Source organism: Bacillus cereus group sp. BfR-BA-01310, assembly GCF_022664325.1.
Classification (GTDB): domain Bacteria; phylum Bacillota; class Bacilli; order Bacillales; family Bacillaceae_G; genus Bacillus_A; species Bacillus_A paramycoides.
The window spans coordinates 240,011-261,827 of record NZ_JAKUHD010000001.1 but is presented as its reverse complement, the minus strand read 5'-3'; the positions used below and the strand labels follow the sequence as shown (position 1 = coordinate 261,827).

Sequence of the window (21,817 nt, the reverse complement as noted above, 5' to 3'; positions counted from 1 at the left end):
TGATATGCAGAAAACAAATGCGGTACCAGTAACCATTTTATGTATAGCGCCCATACTAATCTTATTTACAGTTATACTTTCTATTTTATATGGGGCAAAAAACATTGATGTTGAAACAGTGTGGAATGCGTTATTTCATTTTGATTCAAGCGATGTAAATCATAATATTATTATTACTTCACGTTTACCAAGGGTAGTTGCAGCTCTTTTAGTCGGAGCATTTCTAGCCATATCAGGAGCACTTATGCAGGGGATGACAAGAAACTATCTTGCATCCCCTTCTATTATGGGTGTGACGGATGGTGCAGCCTTTGTTATTACACTTTGTATGATTTTTCTTCCAGGAATGTCATCGGTCGGTATGGTTTTATGTTCAATGATTGGTTCTGCACTAGGGGCCGGTATAGTGTTTGGTTTTGGTTCGCTCCTTCAAAATGGCTTATCTCCTGTTAGGTTAGCAATAATAGGAACAGTTATTGGAACATTTTTAAGCAGTGTATCGGCCGCGATGGCTTCGTATTTTCAAATCTCTCAGAATGTTAGTTTTTGGTTTAATGCAAAGTTAGATCAAGTGGACCCTAATATAATTAAAATTGCGATACCTTTTGGGATAATTGGGATAGTTTTGGCACTGTTAATATCAAAATCTATTACAATTCTTTCTTTAGGAGAAGAGATTTCTATTAATCTAGGACAGCGTACAAAACTAGTTAAAGCGATGGCGATTTTATCGGTCATCTTTTTAACAGGAACTGCAGTAGCTTTAGTTGGGAAAATCGGTTTTGTAGGTTTAATTATTCCACACATTACTCGCTTTATAATTGGGGTAGATTATAAGTGGATTGTGCCTTGTGCAGGCATTATTGGTGGAGTTTTCTTAGCGTTATGTGATGTTTTAAGTAGATTTGTGAATTATCCATTTGAAACGCCAATTGGAGTTGTTACATCTTTAATTGGAATTCCTTTCTTCCTTTATTTAATCCGTACAAGAGGAGGAGAGAGACATGCCTAAAAGTTCAAGTCAACGTTTTGGAATGACGATGGGGATTATTATATTTTTAATTTTTGGTGCTATTTATATTAGTTTAACGAATGGCACGTTTGATATTACGATTACAGATGTATTTAAAACGCTTTTTAGAATTAATCCAGTACCAGAGCATGATTTAGTTATTTTTGATTTTCGTCTTCCACGCATTGTAATTGCTGGATTAGTAGGATTAGGCCTTGGTATTGCGGGTGCTGTAATTCAAGGGATTACAAGAAATGGTTTGGCGGACCCAGGTATTTTAGGAGTGAATGCCGGAGCAGGTACAGCTATCGTCATTTTTATGTTTTTCTTTCAAGGACAATTAAAGAGTACAGACTGGGTTTCTATTATGATGATGCCGATGTTTGGTTTAGTTGGTGGATTAGGTGCAGCCATAATAATATATCTGTTTTCTTGGAAAAACGGTAAGTTAGATTCCCAGCGCCTTTTATTAACGGGGATTGCGATTGGATCAGGATTTGGAGCATTTTCTATGTATTTATCACTTAAAATGAAGTCAACTGATTTTGAAATGGCTGCAGTTTGGGTGTCTGGAAGCATATATAGTGCAAATTGGAAGTATATTATTGCCATGTTGCCGTGGCTTATTATACTAATTCCTCTTATACAAAAGAAAGCTTATTTATTAGATTTATTTCAATTGGAAGAAACGAGTATTACAAGTTTAGGTGTTTCAGTAGAACGAGAGAAATCAATTTTACTATTAAGTAGTATCGGACTTGTAAGCGCATGTGTTGCTGTTTCAGGAAGTATTGGTTTTATTGGATTAATGGCACCGCATATAGCGAAAAAGCTTGTCGGTATTCAACATAGACATATAATTCCGACGTGCGGAGTAATAGGAATGTTTCTTGTAATAGCTTCAGACTTTATTGCAAAAACAGTTTTCGCACCTGTAGAGTTACCAGTTGGAATCGTTATTTCTATTGTCGGCGTACCGTATTTCTTATATTTACTTTATAAGGCGAAAGCGTAAGAGGGGGAATAAAAGTGAGTATTTTAAGTGCAAAAAGTTTAGAAACGAGTTATGAAAGGCTTACCGTGTTTCGCGATTTAAATGTAGAAATACAAGAAGGAAAAGTAACGACAATTATAGGTCCAAATGGTTGTGGGAAATCGACATTATTAAAAACGATGGGAAGAATTTTAAAGCAAAAAAGCGGTAAAGTGTATTTGCAAGGGCAAGATTTAAATACAATTCCAACGAAAGAAATTGCAAAGCAATTAGCGTTACTCCCGCAAAATCCAATCGCTCCAGGAGAGCTTAAAGTAGAAGAATTAATTTCATATGGACGCTATCCACATCGAAATAATGTAAATAAGTTAACTTCAAAAGATAAAGAGATGATTGATTGGGCACTAGATATAACGAAAACATCTGCATTTCGTACGAGACAAATTGCGAATTTATCAGGTGGTCAACGACAAAAAGTTTGGCTAGCAATGGCGTTAGCACAACAGACAGAGGTCTTATTGCTAGATGAGCCAACTACATATCTTGATATGTCTCATCAATTAGATGTACTACAAATAGTGGAGAAATTAAATAAAGAACATAATTGTACGGTTGTAATGGTGTTACATGATATTAACCATGCAGCGAGATTTTCAGATGAGATTATTGCAATGAAAGAAGGACACATTATTACAACTGGTTGTCCTTCAGAAATTATTACAAATGAAGTGTTAAAAGAGGTATTTCATATTGATGCACGTGTCATGGTAGATTCGTATAACGGGGCTCCTGTTTGTTTCGGTTATGATAGCATCTATGAAGAAGAAAAAAGAGAGCTATATGTAACAAGTTAAAGGGGGGAATATAAGATGAATATAACTATTGAAAAACAGCAAATTAGTATATGGAACACTGAACAGTGGAAAATGTATTCCAAATTAGAAAGCAGAGAATATCAAATTCATATTTCAAAGCCGAAGCAACCAGCACCAGATTCAGGGTATCCGGTCATATATGTATTAGATGGCAATGCCTTTTTTCAAACGTTCCATGAAGCGGTTAAAATACAATCGGTTAGAGCGGAAAAAACAGGTGTTTCACCAGCCATTATAGTTGGTATTGGTTATCCAATTGAAGGGGCATTTTCAGGCGAAGAAAGATGCTATGATTTTACACCTTCTATAATTTCAAAAGATGCTCCTTTAAAACCGGATGGTAAACCGTGGCCTAAAACAGGAGGAGCACATAACTTCTTTACGTTTATTGAAGAAGAATTGAAACCACAAATTGAAAATAATTTTGAAATTGATAAAGAGAAACAATCATTATTTGGTCATTCTCTAGGCGGATTATTTGCATTACATATACTATTTACAAATGTAAATACTTTTCAAAATTATTTTATTAGTAGCCCGTCTATTTGGTGGAACAATCAATCCGTACTTGAAAAAGAAGAGAATCTTATAAATGAATTAAATGAAGCGAAGGTTGAAACGGGAGTATTCCTTACAGTTGGATCATTGGAGCGAGAGCATATGGTTGTAGATGCAAATGCATTATCAGAACGTCTTCTTCAATTCAAACATGAGAAGTTTAGATTCAAGTTTTATGAGGCTGAAGGGGAGAATCATGCATCAGTTGTACCGACTTCTTTAAGTAAAGGATTAAGATTTATTGGTCATTTGTAGAGGGTGTACGTGATATACACGATCTCCATATTTGAACAATTACATCAGGATGATCAAGAAGTGCTTCAAAATATTATTACTATGCTAAAACACGATTTTCATATTGAACATAGTACAATTCAAATTGAAACACTTAATAAGCATAGTGAAATGGTCGTTTAATAAAAATCTACGAAAAGGCTATGGAGAATTTCCTCCATAGCCTTTTCATTTCTGTAAGTAGAATTGTCCTTTTTGAAAGTTTTGTTTCAACTTTTCGTCTAAAGAGACAAAAAGTTGTCACAATTCCGTCACAATTAGCATAAACATAAAATAGACGAAATGAACTTATCCCCATAAAAGCTCGACTGATTCAACTAATGATTAGTAGGGCTGAAATAAACACCGATTAAAAGTTCACTTTATTCTCAAGGAGGTAGATCGTATGAAAACTATTCTTGCTATCGCTGGGCTTATTTGGGTTTTATCACATGGCATTCCAATTTATGAAGGAGAGCAAATTCGTAGTGCTCTAAATAAAAATTTTAATGAATATCATATCATTGATCGGCAAGATAATGTTGTTACTGTTCGAGTAAATGACTGTTTTCATACGGTAACTGTTGAAGGAACTTCAGTAGTGAATGACACAAAAGTATGTGATCAACAATAATTTTATATATAATAGGAAGAAAAAAGCCTCAATTCAAATATGTGAAGATTGAGGCTTTTATTTATCCAGCTATTTGCGGGTTAATAATGAATGAGAGATGAACAAAACCCTCGCTGATTAAAGTTTCACTTTATTGAGTTTTGCAGCGGACTTTATGCTTTTTTGAAAAAGGACAGGGTATAATGACAATTGAGATTGAGAAGCTAATAATTTGTTAAGAATAATCATATGAACATTAGATACTCATATGGGGTATCAATACATAGATATTTAATGCTATAATTGATATACTCAAAAAGACATTTATTTTTATCAGATGAAGAGAAACTTTAAGAAGGTGATAATATGGATCATAAAGAACATGAAGCAGTAACACATAGATCAGAAAAAGAAAAAGAGCAAATTATAAATAGATTAAAGCGAATTGAAGGACAAGTCCGTGGTATTCAAAATATGATAGAAAATGATCGCTATTGTGTAGATATTTTAGTGCAAATTTCAGCGATTAATGCAGCGATGAAAAAAGTAGGAATGGGTGTTCTCAAAAATCATACAAGTCATTGTGTTTCTGGTGCTATTAAGGATGGTAATGGTGACGAAGCAATTGAAGAATTAATGACCGTATTTGAACGATTTTCAAAGGCTTAAGAAACAAGCTAGTATTTGACTAGCTTGTTTTTTTGTTTATTTAAGACTTTTACCTCAAAGCTTAGTATAGGGAGATTCAGCGTGTACTTAATAGTTCGATTGATTAAACTTATTTCATGTACCTATAAGGGGTACCTGTATGTTTTGTCGTGGAATGAATAATGAATGGATTTATTTCAAAGAAGGCTGTGTGGGATAAGAGAAAACAAGGAACTTATAAAAAATTATAAAAATCATTATACAAAACCATTGATTACCTTAGGGGGGTATGGTAAGATGAGGTTGTGATTAACAAACAACGAATGAACAAGAGGAGGATTTTAAATGGAACAGTTAACATTAAAGGTTGAGGGTATGTCTTGTGGACATTGTGTAAATTCTATTGAAAGTAATGTGAAAGAACTAAATGGTGTTGAACAAGTAAAAGTGCAATTAGCAGAAGGAACTGTTGAAGTTACCATTGACTCATCAATCATTACTTTAAAAGATATTGTTAGTGTAATCGAAGATCAAGGATACGATGTTATATAATAATTTTTAAATAGGGGAATAAATCGTACTTTAAATAAAGTGCGATTTATTTTGCTAACAAATATACCTCTTGAGGGTATGTGGTAGAGGTGAATGAAATGAATGAACAAAAAGAAGCCAATTTTCAAATATCAGGAATGACATGTGCCGCATGTGCGAATAGAATTGAAAAAGGTCTTAAAAAAGTAGAAGGTGTTCAAGAGGCAAATGTAAATTTTGCGCTTGAAAAAACAAAAATTTTGTACGATCCAACTCAAACAAATCCTCAAAAGTTTAAAGAAAAAGTTGAATCGTTAGGATATGGTATTGTAAGTGATAAGGCAGAGTTTATGGTATCAGGAATGACGTGCGCTGCATGTGCGAATAGGGTGGAAAAACGTTTAAATAGGCTAGATGGTGTGAGTAAGGCGACAGTAAATTTCGCTTTAGAATCAGCTACTGTAGAATTTAATCCTGATGAAATTAGTGTTACTGAAATGAAGAGCACGATTACAAAGTTAGGATATAAATTAGAAGTAAAGTCAGATGAGCAAAATTCATCAACAGATCATCGATTACAAGAAATTGAGCGACAAAAGAAAAAGTTTATTATTTCGTTTGTTTTATCATTTCCGTTATTGTGGGCAATGGTAAGTCACTTCTCATTTACATCGTTTATTTATTTACCTGATATGCTTATGAATCCGTGGGTGCAGCTAGCTCTTGCAACTCCAGTGCAGTTTATAATTGGAGGCCAGTTTTATATAGGTGCTTATAAAGCATTGCGCAATAAAAGTGCAAACATGGATGTTCTTGTGGCACTTGGAACGTCCGCAGCTTATTTCTATAGTGTTTATTTAAGTATTCAATCAATTGGTTCCTCGGAACATATGACAGATTTATATTTTGAAACGAGCGCGGTACTTATTACATTAATTATTTTAGGTAAATTATTCGAGGCAAAAGCAAAAGGGCGTTCATCAGAAGCTATTAAAAAATTGATGGGATTACAGGCGAAAACTGCTACAGTTGTACGAGATGGAACAGAAATGAAAATTTTAATCGAAGAAGTGGTAGCAGGTGATATCGTCTATGTAAAACCTGGCGAAAAAATCCCAGTAGATGGGGAAATTGTAGAAGGAAAATCAGCGATAGATGAATCGATGTTAACAGGTGAGAGTATTCCAGTTGATAAAACAATCGGGGATGTAGTAATTGGTTCTACAATGAATAAAAATGGATTTTTAAAAGTTAAGGCAACTAAAGTAGGAAGAGACACTGCATTAGCACAAATTATTAAAGTAGTAGAAGAGGCTCAAGGTTCGAAAGCTCCTATTCAAAGGGTAGCGGATCAAATTTCAGGTATTTTCGTACCTGTTGTAGTTGGGATTGCTATTATCACTTTTGTAGTATGGATGGTATTTGTTACACCTGGTGATTTTGGAGGAGCGCTTGAGAAAATGATAGCAGTACTTGTTATCGCATGCCCATGTGCTTTAGGTCTTGCAACACCAACATCTATTATGGCGGGATCAGGAAGATCAGCTGAATACGGAATTTTATTTAAAGGTGGAGAGCATCTAGAAGCGACGCATCGATTAGATACGATTATTTTAGACAAAACAGGTACAGTTACAAATGGAAAACCGATATTAACAGATGTAATTGTAGCAGATGGATTTGAAGAGAAAGAAATATTAAAATTAGTCGGCGCAGCAGAAAAAAATTCTGAACATCCACTTGCAGAAGCGATTGTAGAAGGAATTAAAGAAAAGGGAATTGATATCCCAAGTTCAGAAACGTTTGAAGCAATTCCTGGATTTGGTATTGAGTCGGTTGTAGAAGGGAAAAAGTTATTAATTGGTACACGCCGATTAATGATGAAATTTAATATTGATATTGAAGAAGTTTCTAAATCGATGGAAGAACTAGAGCGAGAAGGAAAAACAGCAATGCTTATAGCAATAGATAAAGAATATGCTGGAATTGTTGCTGTTGCGGATACTGTAAAAGATACTTCAAAAGCAGCAATTGCAAGACTTAAGAAAATGGGTCTAGACGTTGTTATGATTACAGGTGATAATACACAGACTGCCCAAGCAATTGCTAAGCAAGTTGGTATTGATCACGTAATCGCAGAAGTATTACCAGAAGGAAAAGCAGAAGAAGTAAAAAAACTTCAAGCTAGCGGTAAGAGAGTGGCTATGGTTGGAGATGGAATAAATGATGCTCCTGCTCTTGCTACAGCTGACATTGGAATGGCAATTGGAACGGGGACAGATGTAGCAATGGAAGCAGCGGATATTACATTAATCCGTGGTGACTTAAATAGTATTGCTGATGCAATCTTCATGAGTAAAATGACGATTAGAAATATTAAGCAAAACCTATTCTGGGCATTAGCCTATAACGGCCTAGGAATTCCAATTGCGGCGTTCGGTTTCTTAGCTCCTTGGGTTGCAGGTGCAGCGATGGCATTTAGCTCTGTATCAGTTGTATTAAATGCATTAAGATTGCAAAGAGTTAAATTAAAATAGTAAAAGTTTCACTTTATAGAGTAATTGAATATGCTTTTAAACAAAAAAACAATACTTTGAATAAGTATTGTTTTTTTGTATAGAAAGAAAAAGATATAATATAGGAAAGATAGAAGCGGTAGCTTGATGAGGAGATTTATACATGTTTAAAGATATTATAATTAGAACATTCCAGAAAGAGGATTTAGAACAAGTATTACAATTATTCTATGAAACGGTTCATACGGTTAATACAAAAGATTATAATACGTTACAGTTAAATGCTTGGGCACCAGAGAGGCTAGAAAGAGAAAGCTGGCTACAATCTTTAGAAAAGAATATTTGTTATGTTGCAGATTATAAAGGTGTGATAGTAGGATTTGGGGATTATAATGAGGACCATTATGTAGATCGCTTATTTACGCATAAAGATTATCAAGGAAAAGGGATAGCTTCCTACATACTACAGAAGTTAGAAAAAGAAGCAGTGAACTTGCAGCATAGAGATATATTTACAGAAGCGAGTATTACAGCAAAACCTTTCTTTGAAAGTAAAGGTTTTATTTGCATAAAGGAACAAAATAAACAGCATAATGGTCAGATTTTTATTAATTATGTAATGAAAAAAATAGCCTTCTCATAAATGAGAAGGCTATTTTTTCATTATTTTACAGCTTCTTTTAGTTCTTTACCAGCTTTGAAAGCAGGTACTTTAGAAGCTGCGATTTGCATTTCTTCACCAGTTTGTGGGTTACGGCCTGTACGAGCAGCTCTTTCACGAACTTCGAAAGTACCGAATCCGATAAGCTGTACTTTTTCACCAGCAGCTAAAGTGTTAGTGATTGATTCTACTACAGTTTGTAAAACTACAGTAGCTTCTTTTTGAGAAATCTCAGCATTTTGTGCTACGCTTTTAATTAATTCTGTTTTATTCATGTTTTTCACCTCATATGTAAATAATGCTATTTAAGTTGTTATTATAACGTATAAAACATCCGAGAACAAGTGTACGTAGATATATTCACGAAAAAAATGAAATTTGTAATATTTTTCAGGACCACTTTATAGCCATTCAATTTAAGCGGATACAGATTTGTTCTTTAATTCAGTTTGTTCTTTATTGGAAGATAGTTTCTTATTATAAGATATGAAATACGGTAATGCTACAAATAACATACCCCCTACTAAATTCCCGAAGAAAACAAAAATGAAGTTTGGAAAATACTCAATCCAAGTTAAATGACCAGAAAAAATTGCGGCTGGGATGACAAACATATTAGCTACAACGTGTTGGAACCCAATCGCAACGAAAGTCATAACGGGGAACCAAATACCGATAATCTTTCCGCTAAATTCTTTACTTCCCATACTGAGCCAAACAGCTAAACAAACGAGCCAATTACATCCAATTGCAGATATGAATGCTTGTAGTGGCGTATCTTGTAGTTTAGCTTGTGCAATAGACACTGTTTTCCCTAAAAAAGCCCCCTCCGTTAATCCGACAATATGGCCGAAAAAATAAGCAACGAATACAGCACCGATGAAATTGCTAAACGTAACAATAACTAAATTTCGTATTAAGTGAAATAAGGTGATTTTTTTATGAAGCCAAGCCATTGAAACTGTCATCATGTTTCCGGTTACTAGTTCACCGCCCGCAAGAATAACGAGTATAAGACCGATAGGGAAGACAGCGGCACCTAAAAAACTAGTAAATGATCCCCAAGATTTTGGCATTGTCCCAATAACATGAATATCGAGTAAATACCCTAATGCAATAAAAGCGCCACCAAAAAATCCGAGAATTAGCATAGGGAGTAATGATAAATGAGCTTTTTTTCTTCCGGAATTAGCAGCAAGTTCAGTAATCTCTTCTGGTGTACATACAGACATGAATAACCCCTCCGTAATAAAGTGATGGAACGAATAGAAGAAACATTTTTAACAATCTATGTATTATAAAAATATGTTATGAAATGTGTATAAATTTGTCAAATTTAGATGGGGATAAAATCGAGTGCAGCTTAACATTTTTTCATGGTGTCACATCAATGTAACAAAAAGGTTTTAAACTACATCTAGAGGTGAAAACGTGAATACGCATCATGTAAAAAAAAATCAAAAAAAATCAATTTTAAAGAAATTTATTATTAGTTTATTAAGTATATTAATTATTCCAGCTAGCTTGTATTTCTATGCAACAGAAATAGAACGAAGATTAGTAGCGGTCACATGGAATGAAATAGAATCTCCTACGATTCCTAAAGAGTTTAACAATAAAAAGATATTGCAATTCTCAGATGTACATTTAGGACCAGAGTTTACATTGAAACAACTAGATAATCTTGTGGGAAAGATGAATGAGTTACGTCCAGATATAGTAGTTTTTACAGGGGATTTAATAGATAAGTTTGGGACCTATAATGCGGAAAGAGAAGAGGCGAAAGAAATTTTGAGGGGAATTCATGCTCCTCTCGGGAAGTATGCTGTGTTTGGGAATCATGATAGAGGTGGGGGCGGTAGTTTATTCTACAAAAAGTACATGGAGGAAGCCGGTTTTTCTGTTTTAGTAAATGAAGTACAGAAAATTAAAGTGGAAAATGGCAAGTACATTACAATATCAGGTTTGGATGATTTCTTATTAGGGAAACCACAAATAGACTCGACTTTAAAAAACTTAAGACAACAAGATTTCAATATGCTATTAGTACATGAGCCTGATGTTGTAGATAAAGTAGCTCGTTATCCAGTTGATTTTCAAATGTCAGGACATAGTCACGGAGGACAAGTTCAGATTCCCTTTGCGGGCCCTTTAATTACCACAAAATTAGCTGAGAAGTATGTTGAAGGAATGTATGAATTAGAAGGAAAGAGTAAGTCATTACATTTATATGTAAATCGAGGTATTGGGACGACTAGAATGCCTGTTAGGTTTTGGAGTGTACCGGAACTTTCGGTTTTTGTATTGAAGAAAAATAGTAATTAGAATAGGGCGTTTAACATGTTTGAAAAAAAGAGAATTTTTAGTAGAAAGTTCTTTTTTTATTAATTAAAATCTGAATATTGTGTACTTTTTATTTGAAATGTTAAAAAGAAAGGGGAATTTCTATGATAGAAACATGGCATAAAAAATTGGAAAGTTTATATTTTCCACCAAAAGGCATCCCTTTAATTTTCTCAATTATTGGCTTGAAATAAAGAAAAATTATTAAACTTTATGTAATAATTTATAGGGAGGGATATTTAATAATTGTTTAATTCAGAATATTTTGATATATTTTAAATGTAGTATAAGCTTTTTACATAACTCTCTTACATAAATTTCGAAATCAAATTCGGAAGGGGATGTAGATGCTTTGAATAAAAATCTCAAGAAGGACTTACAAATACGTCATATTACAATGATCTCAATTGGTGGCGTAATTGGAGCGGGTTTATTTGTCGGAAGTGGTGCTGTTGTTCATTCAGCGGGGCCAGGTTCTATCGTTTCATACGCATTAGCAGGACTTTTGGTTGTTTTCGTAATGAGAATGTTAGGAGAAATGGCTGCCATTAATCCAACAAGTGGGTCATTTGCAACATATGCACGAGAAGCAATTGGCCCGTGGGCAGGATATACAATTGGATGGCTATATTGGTTTTTCTGGGTAATTGTAATTGCGATAGAAGCGACAGCAGGTGCTGGTATTATTCAATATTGGATTCCGCAAATCCCGCTTTGGTTATTGAGCTTAATATTAACAATATTATTAACGTTAACGAATGTTTTTTCGGTGAAATCATTTGGAGAGTTTGAATATTGGTTTTCTTTTATTAAAGTAATAAGTATTGTTTTGTTCCTTTCTCTTGGACTTGCTGTTATTTTAGGACTTGTCCCAGGAACGGAAGCACCTGGTACTTCAAATTTAATTGGACAAGGTGGATTTATGCCAAATGGTATAAGTTCGGTGTTGCTTGGTATTACAGTTGTTATATTTTCATTTATGGGATCAGAAATCGTAGCAGTAGCGGCTGGTGAGTCTGCTGAACCTGTAAAAGCAGTAAAAACAGCAACAAATAGCGTGATTTGGCGTATTCTTGTATTTTTTATTGGATCTATAGCGGTAGTTGTTACGCTTCTTCCATGGAATTCAGCAAACATACTAAAAAGTCCGTTTGTAGCGGTACTTGAACATATAGGGATACCAGCGGCAGCACAGATTATGAATTTTATCGTTTTAACAGCTGTACTTTCATGTTTGAATTCAGGTTTATATACGAACTCAAGAATGCTTTTTTCTATGGCAGAAAGAGGAGATGCTCCAAAGGCATTTTTAAAGTTGAACAGTAGTGGTGTTCCTGTTCGGGCAGTTTTATTTGGAACTTTCTTCGCCTATATCGGTGTTGTATTTAGCTACATATCTCCAGATAAAGTTTTTTTATTTTTGGTGAATGCATCTGGTGGGATTGCGTTACTAGTTTATCTCGTTATTGCAGTTTCGCATTTAAAGATGCGTAAAAAAATGGGGAAAGTAGAACAAGAAGATTTGAAAGTGAAAATGTGGCTTTTCCCGTATTTAACGTATGTTACAATTGCCGCTATTATAGCAGTTTTAGTTGCAATGTTTGCAATTGAATCCTTACGTTCACAAGCGATTTTAACGATGATTGTTACAGTTCTTATTATAGTTTCTTATTTTATTTTTAATAGAAATAAAACTAGTTCAGCTTTGAGTCCTAAAAATAGGAATGAAGAATCTGTTCGATTCTAATTTCTTGTTTTCAAAGAAAGTTACATCCAATCATCGCTAGAAAAGATTCATATATAAGTAAAGAAACAAGTAATTACTATTAGCATAGTGGAAATGAACTTTTTTCTTGACTTTTTATATGAAGGAGAGCAAAATGGTAAAAAAGGAAGGGGGGATGATGATGGAAGAGTACGTATTAGACCTGTATAATCTGCTATATACGACAGAGTGGCAAGATATTGTTTCGTTTCTTGGGATATTATTTTGCATGAAAATTGTAATTGTATATATGGAAGAGCAAGGTATGTTCTATTCCTTCTCATCCCCGTTCGATTTGCAACGTGAGCCGTTGCTAAACTATGCCAATGTAAAATACGAACAAATTCCTTTTGTTATATTCTTTATGATTCGTTTTATAACGGCGATTGTGAAGAAGAAGGAAAGTGACGAAGAAGAATGCCATCCAACTTGTTATATAGCCAACGCTTTTTAAGCTAAATACAAGGAGGAGATTTATATGTGGTTTCGATTTCTTATGATTGGTTTCTTTTCATTAACAGCAATTTCATTAATGGGATATCAGGTGTCTGAAATATTTCAAGCGTATAGCAGTACGTTTTTTAACAAAAACTAATCGCATTGCTATTTGAATAATAAAGCGATAAAATCCTTCTTAAGAAGTATTGTTAAGAAGGATTTTTTCTTTGTTTGATCTTACTGTGTCAAAGTATTGTCACATTTACACCGTGAATAATATGTTAAAATAGTGAGGTTAATTATACATATTTGAAAGAAGAGGAGTGACCAATTTGGTAGATCAATCAATAAATCAGAAAAGCTATGCTCCTATTGTGATAACGCTTTCTGTAATTGTAAACGCGATTATATTATTTTTGTTCTTTGGACCTGTTGGATATGAAGGAGAATTACATTTTGATGTAACTATCTTACCAATGTTAAATGCAATTTTTAATAGTTTTACGTTTGTATTTTTATTAGCAGCTTTATTCTCTATTATTAAAAAGAATGTAAAAATGCACCGTGGTTTTATTCTTGCAGCATTTACAACGACTTTATTATTTTGTGTGTCATATTTATCGTATCATTACTTGGCACCAGCAACGCATTTTGGAGGAGAAGGTTTCATTAAATATGTGTATTTCTTCATTTTAATTACACATATTATCCTTGCAGCGATTATCGTACCACTTGCATTGTTCGCACTTGTATTTGGTTTTACGAATCAATTAACACGTCACCGTAAAATTGTACGTTGGACGATGCCAATTTGGTTATATGTAAGCTTATCTGGTGTTATTGTTTACTTAATGATCTCACCTTATTATCAATAAAAAATCTCAGCCTAGAGGCTGGGATTTTTTTGTTAAGCAAATTTGTTTGTGAAATTTTAAAAATATGGTATACAAAAGTATAGTTGCTTTTAATATAGAAGGGTGGTAAATAAGAATATGCAAAATTTTGTATTTCGTAATCCAACAAAACTTATTTTTGGTAAAGGACAATTAGAGCAGTTAAAAACTGAAATTCCACAGTTCGGTAAAAAAGTTCTTCTCGTATATGGAGGAGGAAGTATTAAAAGAAACGGTATTTATGATAATGTAATTTCTATTTTAAAAGATATAAATGCGGAAGTGTTTGAGTTGACAGGTGTTGAACCGAATCCTCGTTTATCAACTGTAAAGAAAGGGATTCTAATTTGTAAAGACAATGGAGTTGAATTTATTTTAGCAGTTGGTGGAGGAAGTGTAATTGACTGTACGAAAGCGATTGCTGCTGGTAGTAAATATGATGGAGATGTATGGGATATTGTAACGAAAAAAGCATTTGCTAGCGAAGCGTTGCCATTCGGTACTGTTCTAACTCTTGCGGCAACAGGTTCTGAAATGAATGCAGGCTCTGTAATTACAAACTGGGCAACAAATGAAAAGTATGGCTGGGGCAGTCCAGTTACATTCCCTCAGTTTTCAATTTTAGATCCAGTTCATACTGCGTCTGTGCCGAGAAATCAAACAATTTATGGTATGGTCGATATTATGTCGCACGTATTAGAACAATATTTCCACCATGGAACAAATACAGAACTACAAGATCGGTATTGTGAATCGATTTTAAAAACAGTAATAGAAACAGCTCCTAAGCTTTTAAATGATCTAGAAAGTTATGAGCACAGAGAAACAATTCTATATTGTGGAACGATGGCGTTAAACGGTATTTTAGCGATGGGAGTAAGAGGAGATTGGGCAACCCATAATATTGAGCATGCAGTTTCTGCAGTTCATGATATACCACATGGAGGTGGCCTCGCGATTTTATTCCCGAACTGGATGAAGCATGTTGTGGATGAGAATGTGAATCGTTTTAAACAGTTCGCTATTCGTGTGTTCAATGTAGAATCAGATGGGAAAACAGATAAAGAAATTGCAATAGCGGGGATTGAAGCAGTACGCCAGTTTTGGACGTCAATTGAAGCGCCAGTAACATTAGCAGATTACGGCATTGGGGAAAATGAAATTGACTTAATGGCGGATAAAGCGATGGCTTATGGTGAATTCGGTAACTTTAAAAAATTAAATAAAGATGATGTTCTTGAAATTTATAAAGCTTCTTTATAAGTAATTTGAAAATGAGACCTTATTTGATCGGAGTATCAAATAAGGTCTTTTTTGATTGTTTATTAACGGAATTGAATGTTGATGATTATTTTTGAGTGATTTTGATTGATTTTTGTGATCGTTTTCATTATACTGTAATCAAAGGAGAGGTGAATAAAATGTTAACTCCTGAACGTCATCAAATGATACTGCAGCTTGTAAAGGAACAGAAAGTTGTTAAATTGCAGCAATTAGTTGAAAGAACGGCAAGTTCTGAATCGACAATTCGTCGTGATTTAGCGCAATTGGAAAAACAAAGGTTATTAAAAAGAGTTCATGGCGGTGCCTCCATATTAACTGGAAAAGGGCAAGAGCCAACGATGGTTGAAAAATCATCCAAAAACATTCATATAAAACAACAAATTGCCAAGTATGCCGCTAGCATTGTTGAACAAGGTGATTGCATTTATTTAGATGCAGGAAGTACGACTTTTGAAATGATTCCGTTTTTAATAAATAAAGATGTTACTGTCGTTACAAATGGTCTTATGCATATTGAAGCTTTAGTTGAAAATAACATTCGGGCGTATTTACTAGGCGGAATGATGAAGAGTAGGACAAAAGCTTTAATTGGTGCCATGGCACAGGAAAGTATGCAAAAATATCGTTTTGATAAATGCTTTTTAGGAGCTAATGGTGTACATGAACAGTTAGGGTATACAACACCAGATCCAGAAGAAGCACTTTTGAAACAAATGGCATTAACATTAGCAAACGAAGGGTATTTCTTAATTGATGAAAGTAAATTTTCAGAAGTTGCGTTTGCGAAAATTGCAAATGTTGAAGAGGCAAACATTATTACAAACTATTTAGAAATTGATTTAGAAAAATATAAAAGACAAACCAATGTAATTGAGGCTGATAAACAATGATCTATACAGTTACTTTAAACCCATCTATTGATTACGTAGTACAAGTTAATTCTTTCGATTTAGGAACAGTAAACCGAGCGGAGAAAGATATGAAGTTTCCTGGAGGAAAAGGAATCAATGTTTCTCGTGTTCTTCATCGTTTAGGTGTTGAAAATGTAGCGCTTGGTTTTACAGGTGGATTTACTGGTCAATTTATTGAAAATGTATTACATGATGAAGGTGTAACAACAAACTTCGTACAAGTAGACGGAGATTCACGAATTAATGTGAAAATAAAAGGACAAGAAGAAACAGAGTTAAATGGACAAGGTCCTATTGTGACAAATGAGCAATTTGGGCAGTTAATGAAAAAAATTGAAAGTATGCAACCCGGAGATTGTGTTGTACTAGCAGGAAGTGTACCTGCTTCTATTCCAACTACCTTTTATGAATCAATCGCAGCGTTTGGAGCAGAAAAAGGTATTCGCGTAGTAGTAGATGCAAGTGGAAGTGCGTTACAGCATGTAATTAAAAATAACCCATTTTTAATAAAGCCAAATCATCATGAACTTGGTGAGTTGTTCGGAGTGGAGCTTTCAACAGTAGAAGACATTTTACCGTATGGAAGAAAATTAATCGAACAAGGTGTAGAGCACGTTATAGTATCAATGGCCGGAGATGGAGCTTTATTATTTACGGCAGAAGGTATATATGAGGCGACTGTCCCGAAAGGTATTGTTATTAACTCAGTTGGAGCAGGGGATTCTCTTGTTGCAGGATTTGTAGGGAAATATGAACAGACAAAAGATATTGAAAAGGCATTTCAATATGGCGTTGCAACAGGGAGTGCAACAGCATTTTCAGCAGATTTATGTACAAAGGAAAAAGTAGAAGAATTATTGTCGCAAGTAATTGTCACAAAGCGATAGGGGGAAACAACATATGAAAATTACAGAACTATTAAAAAGGGATACAGTCATTATGAATATGACAGCTTCAAATAAAGAAGCTGTCATAGATGAATTAGTTGAGAAATTAAACGGAGCAAATCGTTTAAATAGTAAGGCTGAATTTAAAGAAGCTATTTTAAAGCGTGAGTCACAAAGTACAACTGGAATTGGTGAAGGTATTGCAATACCTCATGCGAAGACGAAGACAGTTAAGCAACCAGCGATTTGTTTTGGCAGAAGTGTAAGCGGTATCAACTATGAATCGCTTGATGGACAGCCCGCATATTTGTTTTTTATGATTGCTGCAAGTGAAGGGGCGAATAATACTCATTTAGAAACGTTATCTCGTCTCTCTACGTTATTGATGGATGAAGGGTTTCGCAAGCAATTATTAGAAGCAAAGGATGAAGATGAACTTCTCCGTTTATTTGATGAAAAAGAGAATGAAAAAGAAGAAGAAGTTGAAGTAGCAAAGCCAGAAGGGAATGAACCATATGTATTAGCTGTTACAGCTTGTCCGACTGGTATCGCTCACACATATATGGCTGCTGATAGTTTGAAAGCAAAAGCGGCAGAGTTAGGGATTGCGATTAAAGTTGAAACGAATGGATCAACAGGTGTAAAGAACGGTTTAACGAAAGAGGATATCGATCGTGCAACAGCAATTATTGTCGCTGCAGATAAACAAGTAGAAATGAACCGTTTCGCTGGGAAGCATGTCATTCAAGTGCCGGTAGCTGATGGTATTAGAAAAACTGAAATCCTTCTTAATAGAGCTGTAAAACAGGATGCGCCAATCTTTAAAGGTGTAAAAGAGGATGGGAAGGTAGAAAGTATAGAGAAAGAAAAAGGGTTAGGAATTTATAAGCATTTAATGAGCGGTGTAAGTAATATGCTTCCATTCGTTGTTGGTGGCGGGATTTTAATCGCACTAGCATTTTTGTTCGGTGGAATTAAGGCAAAAGGTCCTATTGCTGAAATATTAATGGCTATTGGTGGTGGAGAAAAAGGAGCTTTCTTATTCCTTGTTCCAATTTTAGCCGGATTTATTGCAAGCTCTATTGCTGATCGTCCTGGTTTTATGCCTGGTGTTGTTGGTGGCTTTTTAGCAGCACAAGCGAATGCTGGATTTTTAGGTGGATTAATTGCTGGTTTTTTAGCAGGATATGTTGTTGTCGGTTTGAAAAAGCTATTTTCTGGTTTGCCAGCGCAGTTAGAAGGGATTAAACCGGTCTTGCTATATCCGGTATTTGGGTTATTAATTACAGGTGTTATCATGTTAAAAGTAGTCAATCCACCTGTAGTTGCGTTAAATGAAATGTTAACGAGTTGGTTAAATAGTTTAGGTGGTACAAATGCTATACTATTAGGTTTAATTTTAGGTGGTATGATGGCAATTGATATGGGGGGACCAATTAATAAAGCGGCGTTTACATTCGGTATCGCTGCAATTGCGGCAGGAAACTTTGGTGTACACTCGGCGGTTATGGCTGGTGGTATGGTACCGCCATTAGCGATTGCATTAGCAACTACATTCTTTAAAACGAAGTTTACAGAAGCGGAACGTAAATCAGGTTTAACAAATTATATTATGGGAGCGTCGTTTATTACAGAAGGTGCGATTCCATTTGCAGCTGCAGATCCGGTTCGAGTAATTGTAAGTTGTGTTGTTGGTTCAAGTATTGCAGGTGCGTTATCTATGCTATTCCAAATTACATTACCGGCACCACATGGTGGGTTATTTGTTATAGCATTAGTAAATAAACCGTTGCTATATATTTTCTCTATATTAATAGGGACAGTTGTTTCGGCTGTTATGATGGGGATTTGGAAGAAAAAAGTTAATTAAAGGGTAAAAAGGGACAGCTAGCGGGAGCTGTTCCTTTTTTATTACAAAAAAGTGGTTTAATAATTGAATCATGATGGATTTTGGTAAAAGATGTAATGAAAAACGATTTTTTTGTAACAAAACAGTAATATTGTAATTTTTTCTGGAAAAAAACACTCATACTAATATGTGGGAAATATATGAAAACTATTGATAATTTTGGTAGAAATACAATTCTTTAATATGGAAATTTATGTTACAAATCATTAATCGTTTGTTACGAATGCTTTGTAATTTTGTGATTTTCGAAATTCCGTAAAAAACTGTTGCTATAATGAGAACACGAAAACAAAGCGAATGGAGGCTATTCATGAAAAGATTATTAGGTATAGCAACGGCAGCAGTTTTTGGTCTTGGGATTTTTGTAGGTTCTGCAAAAGCAGAAACGATTGTAACGACAGATGTATTAAACGTTAGGGAAACCCCAACTGTAGAATCAAAACTTGTAGGTAAAATGTTAAGTGGAAATAAATTAGATGTTATAAATACAGAAAACGGATGGTCAAAAATTAAATTAGACGGTAAAGAAGCGTTTGTAAGTGCTGAGTTTACGAAAAGTACTTATTATGTAACAGCAAACGTATTAAATGTTCGTGCTGAAGCGAATACTGACTCAGAAATTCTTGGCACGCTAAAAAAAGATGACGTGATTGAAACGACAAATCAAGTGCAAAACGAATGGTTACAATTCGAATATGGTGGGAAAGCGGCATATGTTCACGTACCCTTTTTAACAGATACAGCACCTGTTATTGAAAGAAAAGAAATTCCAGCTCAAGCTGAAGCACCAACTAAGGTGAAAACGGCGGTTAAAAATGATACGGCAGTTAACAGAAAAGCACCTGCTAAGAGTGAAGAAACAAGTAAACCAGAAGCGCAAGCGAAGCCGACAGCTAAATCAGTGGCGAAATCTACTGAAACAAATGCACCAGCTGGTGGTCGTGAAATAACAGTAGAAGCCACAGCGTACACAGCTAATCCAAGTGAAAATGGCACATATGGTGGTCGAGTGTTAACTGCGATGGGTCATGATTTAACAGCGAATCCAAACATGAAAGTTATTGCTGTTGATCCGAAAGTAATCCCTCTTGGATCAAAAGTGTGGGTAGAAGGGTATGGAGAAGCAATTGCTGGAGATACTGGTGGCGCGATTAAAGGAAACCGTATTGATGTTCTAGTTGGTTCAGATAGTAATGCGGATAGTTGGGGTCGTAAATCCGTTAAAGTGAAAGTTATACAATAATTTATCTGTATTAAAATAAAAAACGGCTGCTTGAAAATGTCTAAGTAGCCGCTTTTTTTATATGAGATTCACTGAAAGGGATAAACCGTTTTACCTGTAATAATTTTATACGCGCTGCAAAATTGAGTTTGCATGTACTCTGTATTTTTATTTTCTGGATGTAACGTCGTTTCTTGAAGGGTAGAATGAAAGGAACGTAGTAAACAATTTAAGGCGAAGTATAATTCTTCTTGTGAACAATTTTGTTCTTTTGTAGCAGTAGCTAAAATGAGGTCTTTTGTTAATGATGAAAAATCGATAGTGGTTTGTTTCATAGTCATTGCACCCTCTCCGAGCTATTTTTAATCATGTATATGCAAAATTGGACAAACTATGTTCTTTTTTTATATATAATTTCATGTACTGGATTCAAAGAACTTGCAATCACACCATTAAAATTGGTAAGATTGGGTATAATGATTAGGTGGAGTATATTACATAAAGAGAGTTGAGTTATATGGGAGAAGTGCAACGTGAAAAAGTTGCTGTCATCATTGGGCCAACTGCTGTCGGAAAGACGAAATTAAGTATCGATCTTGCAAAAGCATTGAATGGTGAGATTATTAGTGGTGATTCCATGCAAATTTATCGTACGATGGATATTGGGACTGCAAAGGTAACGACGGATGAGATGGACGGAATTCCGCATTATATGATTGATATAAAAAATCCGGAAGATTCATTTTCTGTGGCGGAATTTCAAGAACGTGTTCGTAAGTACATTCGAGAGATTACAGAGCGTGGGAAATTACCGATTATTGTTGGTGGAACTGGCCTTTATATACAATCTGTTTTATTCGATTACCAGTTTACTGATGAGGCTGGGGATGCTATATACCGAGAGCAGATGGAAAAGTTAGCGTTAGAACGCGGTGTGGAATATGTACATAAAAAATTGCAAGAAGTAGATCCAGAAAGTGCGGAGCGTATTCATGCAAATAATGTAAGGCGTGTTATTCGGGCGTTAGAAATTTTTCACACGACGGGTGAAAAAATGAGTAACCAGCTCGAAAAACAAGAAAATGAGTTACTGTACGATGTTTCATTAATTGGCTTGACAATGGATCGAGAAATGCTATACGATCGCATTAACTTACGTGTTGACCTAATGGTTGAACAAGGTTTATTAGAGGAAGTAAAAGGTCTGCATGAAAGAGGAGTGCGAGAGTGTCAATCTATTCAAGCGATTGGTTATAAAGAGATATATGATTATATTGAGAATCGTGTCTCTTTAGAAGAAGCGGTATCACAATTAAAGACGAATTCACGCCGTTATGCAAAACGTCAATTAACGTGGTTCCGTAATAAAATGGATGTCGCGTGGTTTGATGTTACTGATGGTGAAAAAACGTCAGAAATTTTACGATACATAGAAGGAAAGCTACAACTAAAGTCGAATAATAGTAAGTAGAGAAAAAGAGGAG

At 34.8% G+C, this 21,817-nt stretch carries 22 protein-coding genes and 1 pseudogene; 20 read left to right on the top strand and 3 right to left on the bottom strand.

The genetic code is table 11. From position 1 onward, the window contains the following. Positions 1 to 4 precede the first annotated feature (4 nt). The 10 genes and pseudogenes from MR109_RS01355 to MR109_RS01310 all read left to right on the top strand — a co-directional run bounded on the left by MR109_RS01355 (position 5) and on the right by MR109_RS01310 (position 8,663). The gene (locus tag MR109_RS01355; RefSeq protein ID WP_048371540.1) at positions 5 to 1,012 is read left to right on the top strand and encodes a FecCD family ABC transporter permease; all 1,008 of its coding nucleotides are present in this window, start codon (positions 5 to 7) and stop codon (positions 1,010 to 1,012) included. Next, positions 1,005 to 2,027, top strand: a complete 1,023-nt coding sequence (locus MR109_RS01350) for a FecCD family ABC transporter permease (RefSeq protein WP_242270700.1) — start codon at positions 1,005 to 1,007, stop codon at positions 2,025 to 2,027. Before MR109_RS01355 ends, MR109_RS01350 begins: the two co-directional genes overlap by 8 nt. A 14-nt stretch (positions 2,028 to 2,041) precedes the next feature. Beyond that, a complete protein-coding gene (locus MR109_RS01345) occupies positions 2,042 to 2,860 on the top strand; it encodes an ABC transporter ATP-binding protein (protein WP_242270690.1) in 819 nt (272 codons plus the stop codon). Between the two features lie 15 nt (positions 2,861 to 2,875). Continuing rightward, positions 2,876 to 3,694 carry an alpha/beta hydrolase gene (locus MR109_RS01340; protein WP_025148407.1) on the top strand — a complete coding sequence of 273 codons (819 nt, stop codon included), beginning with the start codon at positions 2,876 to 2,878 and terminating at the stop codon, positions 3,692 to 3,694. After that, positions 3,691 to 3,856, top strand: a pseudogene (locus tag MR109_RS01335) (cation diffusion facilitator family transporter); the annotation flags it as partial. The gene MR109_RS01340 and the pseudogene MR109_RS01335, both read left to right, overlap by 4 nt. A 262-nt stretch (positions 3,857 to 4,118) precedes the next feature. Continuing rightward, the gene (locus MR109_RS01330; RefSeq protein ID WP_000849103.1) at positions 4,119 to 4,346 is read left to right on the top strand and encodes a hypothetical protein; all 228 of its coding nucleotides are present in this window, start codon (positions 4,119 to 4,121) and stop codon (positions 4,344 to 4,346) included. Between the two features lie 345 nt (positions 4,347 to 4,691). Next, entirely contained in the window at positions 4,692 to 4,994 is a 303-nt protein-coding gene (locus tag MR109_RS01325; protein ID WP_000349636.1) for a metal-sensing transcriptional repressor, read from the top strand. A 324-nt stretch (positions 4,995 to 5,318) separates the two neighbouring features. Next, a complete protein-coding gene (gene copZ, locus MR109_RS01320) occupies positions 5,319 to 5,525 on the top strand; it encodes a copper chaperone CopZ (RefSeq protein WP_002173015.1) in 207 nt (68 codons plus the stop codon). 98 nt (positions 5,526 to 5,623) lie between these two features. Continuing rightward, on the top strand, positions 5,624 to 8,041 hold the full coding sequence (locus tag MR109_RS01315; protein WP_242270688.1) for a heavy metal translocating P-type ATPase: 2,418 nt from the start codon (positions 5,624 to 5,626) through the stop codon (positions 8,039 to 8,041). Between the two features lie 142 nt (positions 8,042 to 8,183). Beyond that, positions 8,184 to 8,663, top strand: a complete 480-nt coding sequence (locus MR109_RS01310) for a GNAT family N-acetyltransferase (protein ID WP_242270687.1) — start codon at positions 8,184 to 8,186, stop codon at positions 8,661 to 8,663. Positions 8,664 to 8,683: 20 nt separating this feature from the next. On the opposite strand, the gene MR109_RS01305 is transcribed toward MR109_RS01310, so the two are convergent. Next, positions 8,684 to 8,956: an HU family DNA-binding protein gene (locus MR109_RS01305; RefSeq protein ID WP_001043913.1), complete on the bottom strand. Its 273-nt coding sequence runs from the start codon at positions 8,954 to 8,956 to the stop codon at positions 8,684 to 8,686. A gap of 141 nt (positions 8,957 to 9,097) precedes the next feature. Continuing rightward, the gene (locus MR109_RS01300) at positions 9,098 to 9,913 is read right to left on the bottom strand and encodes a formate/nitrite transporter family protein (protein ID WP_071718950.1); all 816 of its coding nucleotides are present in this window, start codon (positions 9,911 to 9,913) and stop codon (positions 9,098 to 9,100) included. A 199-nt stretch (positions 9,914 to 10,112) separates the two neighbouring features. Between MR109_RS01300 and MR109_RS01295 the strand changes: the two genes are divergently transcribed. From MR109_RS01295 to entD, 9 genes are all read left to right on the top strand, one after another. Continuing rightward, positions 10,113 to 11,006, top strand: coding sequence for a metallophosphoesterase (locus MR109_RS01295; protein ID WP_048371527.1), 894 nt, complete (start codon positions 10,113 to 10,115; stop codon positions 11,004 to 11,006). Positions 11,007 to 11,376: 370 nt separating this feature from the next. Further along, complete coding sequence (gene gabP / locus MR109_RS01290; protein ID WP_098475382.1) at positions 11,377 to 12,771, top strand: GABA permease; 1,395 nt, start codon at positions 11,377 to 11,379, stop codon at positions 12,769 to 12,771. Between the two features lie 133 nt (positions 12,772 to 12,904). Next, positions 12,905 to 13,243 (top strand): hypothetical protein, encoded by a 339-nt coding sequence (locus MR109_RS01285; RefSeq protein ID WP_178939137.1) that lies wholly within the window; start codon positions 12,905 to 12,907, stop codon positions 13,241 to 13,243. A gap of 316 nt (positions 13,244 to 13,559) precedes the next feature. Next, a complete protein-coding gene (locus tag MR109_RS01280) occupies positions 13,560 to 14,102 on the top strand; it encodes a DUF420 domain-containing protein (protein ID WP_242270685.1) in 543 nt (180 codons plus the stop codon). 117 nt (positions 14,103 to 14,219) lie between these two features. Next, on the top strand, positions 14,220 to 15,383 hold the full coding sequence (locus MR109_RS01275) for an iron-containing alcohol dehydrogenase (RefSeq protein WP_242270683.1): 1,164 nt from the start codon (positions 14,220 to 14,222) through the stop codon (positions 15,381 to 15,383). Between the two features lie 158 nt (positions 15,384 to 15,541). After that, a complete protein-coding gene (locus MR109_RS01270) occupies positions 15,542 to 16,294 on the top strand; it encodes a DeoR/GlpR family DNA-binding transcription regulator (RefSeq protein WP_002173004.1) in 753 nt (250 codons plus the stop codon). Continuing rightward, entirely contained in the window at positions 16,291 to 17,202 is a 912-nt protein-coding gene (gene pfkB, locus MR109_RS01265; RefSeq protein WP_242270681.1) for a 1-phosphofructokinase, read from the top strand. Before MR109_RS01270 ends, pfkB begins: the two co-directional genes overlap by 4 nt. Before the next feature lie 13 nt (positions 17,203 to 17,215). Beyond that, positions 17,216 to 19,072: a PTS fructose transporter subunit IIABC gene (locus tag MR109_RS01260; RefSeq protein WP_242270679.1), complete on the top strand. Its 1,857-nt coding sequence runs from the start codon at positions 17,216 to 17,218 to the stop codon at positions 19,070 to 19,072. Positions 19,073 to 19,421: 349 nt separating this feature from the next. Further along, positions 19,422 to 20,354 carry a cell wall-binding protein EntD gene (gene entD, locus MR109_RS01255; RefSeq protein ID WP_242270676.1) on the top strand — a complete coding sequence of 311 codons (933 nt, stop codon included), beginning with the start codon at positions 19,422 to 19,424 and terminating at the stop codon, positions 20,352 to 20,354. 68 nt (positions 20,355 to 20,422) lie between these two features. On the opposite strand, the gene MR109_RS01250 is transcribed toward entD, so the two are convergent. Beyond that, complete coding sequence (locus MR109_RS01250; RefSeq protein WP_033719435.1) at positions 20,423 to 20,668, bottom strand: hypothetical protein; 246 nt, start codon at positions 20,666 to 20,668, stop codon at positions 20,423 to 20,425. 182 nt (positions 20,669 to 20,850) lie between these two features. On the opposite strand from MR109_RS01250, the gene miaA reads away from it, so the two are divergent. Beyond that, positions 20,851 to 21,804: a tRNA (adenosine(37)-N6)-dimethylallyltransferase MiaA gene (miaA, locus tag MR109_RS01245; RefSeq protein ID WP_048371510.1), complete on the top strand. Its 954-nt coding sequence runs from the start codon at positions 20,851 to 20,853 to the stop codon at positions 21,802 to 21,804. Positions 21,805 to 21,817 lie beyond the last annotated feature (13 nt).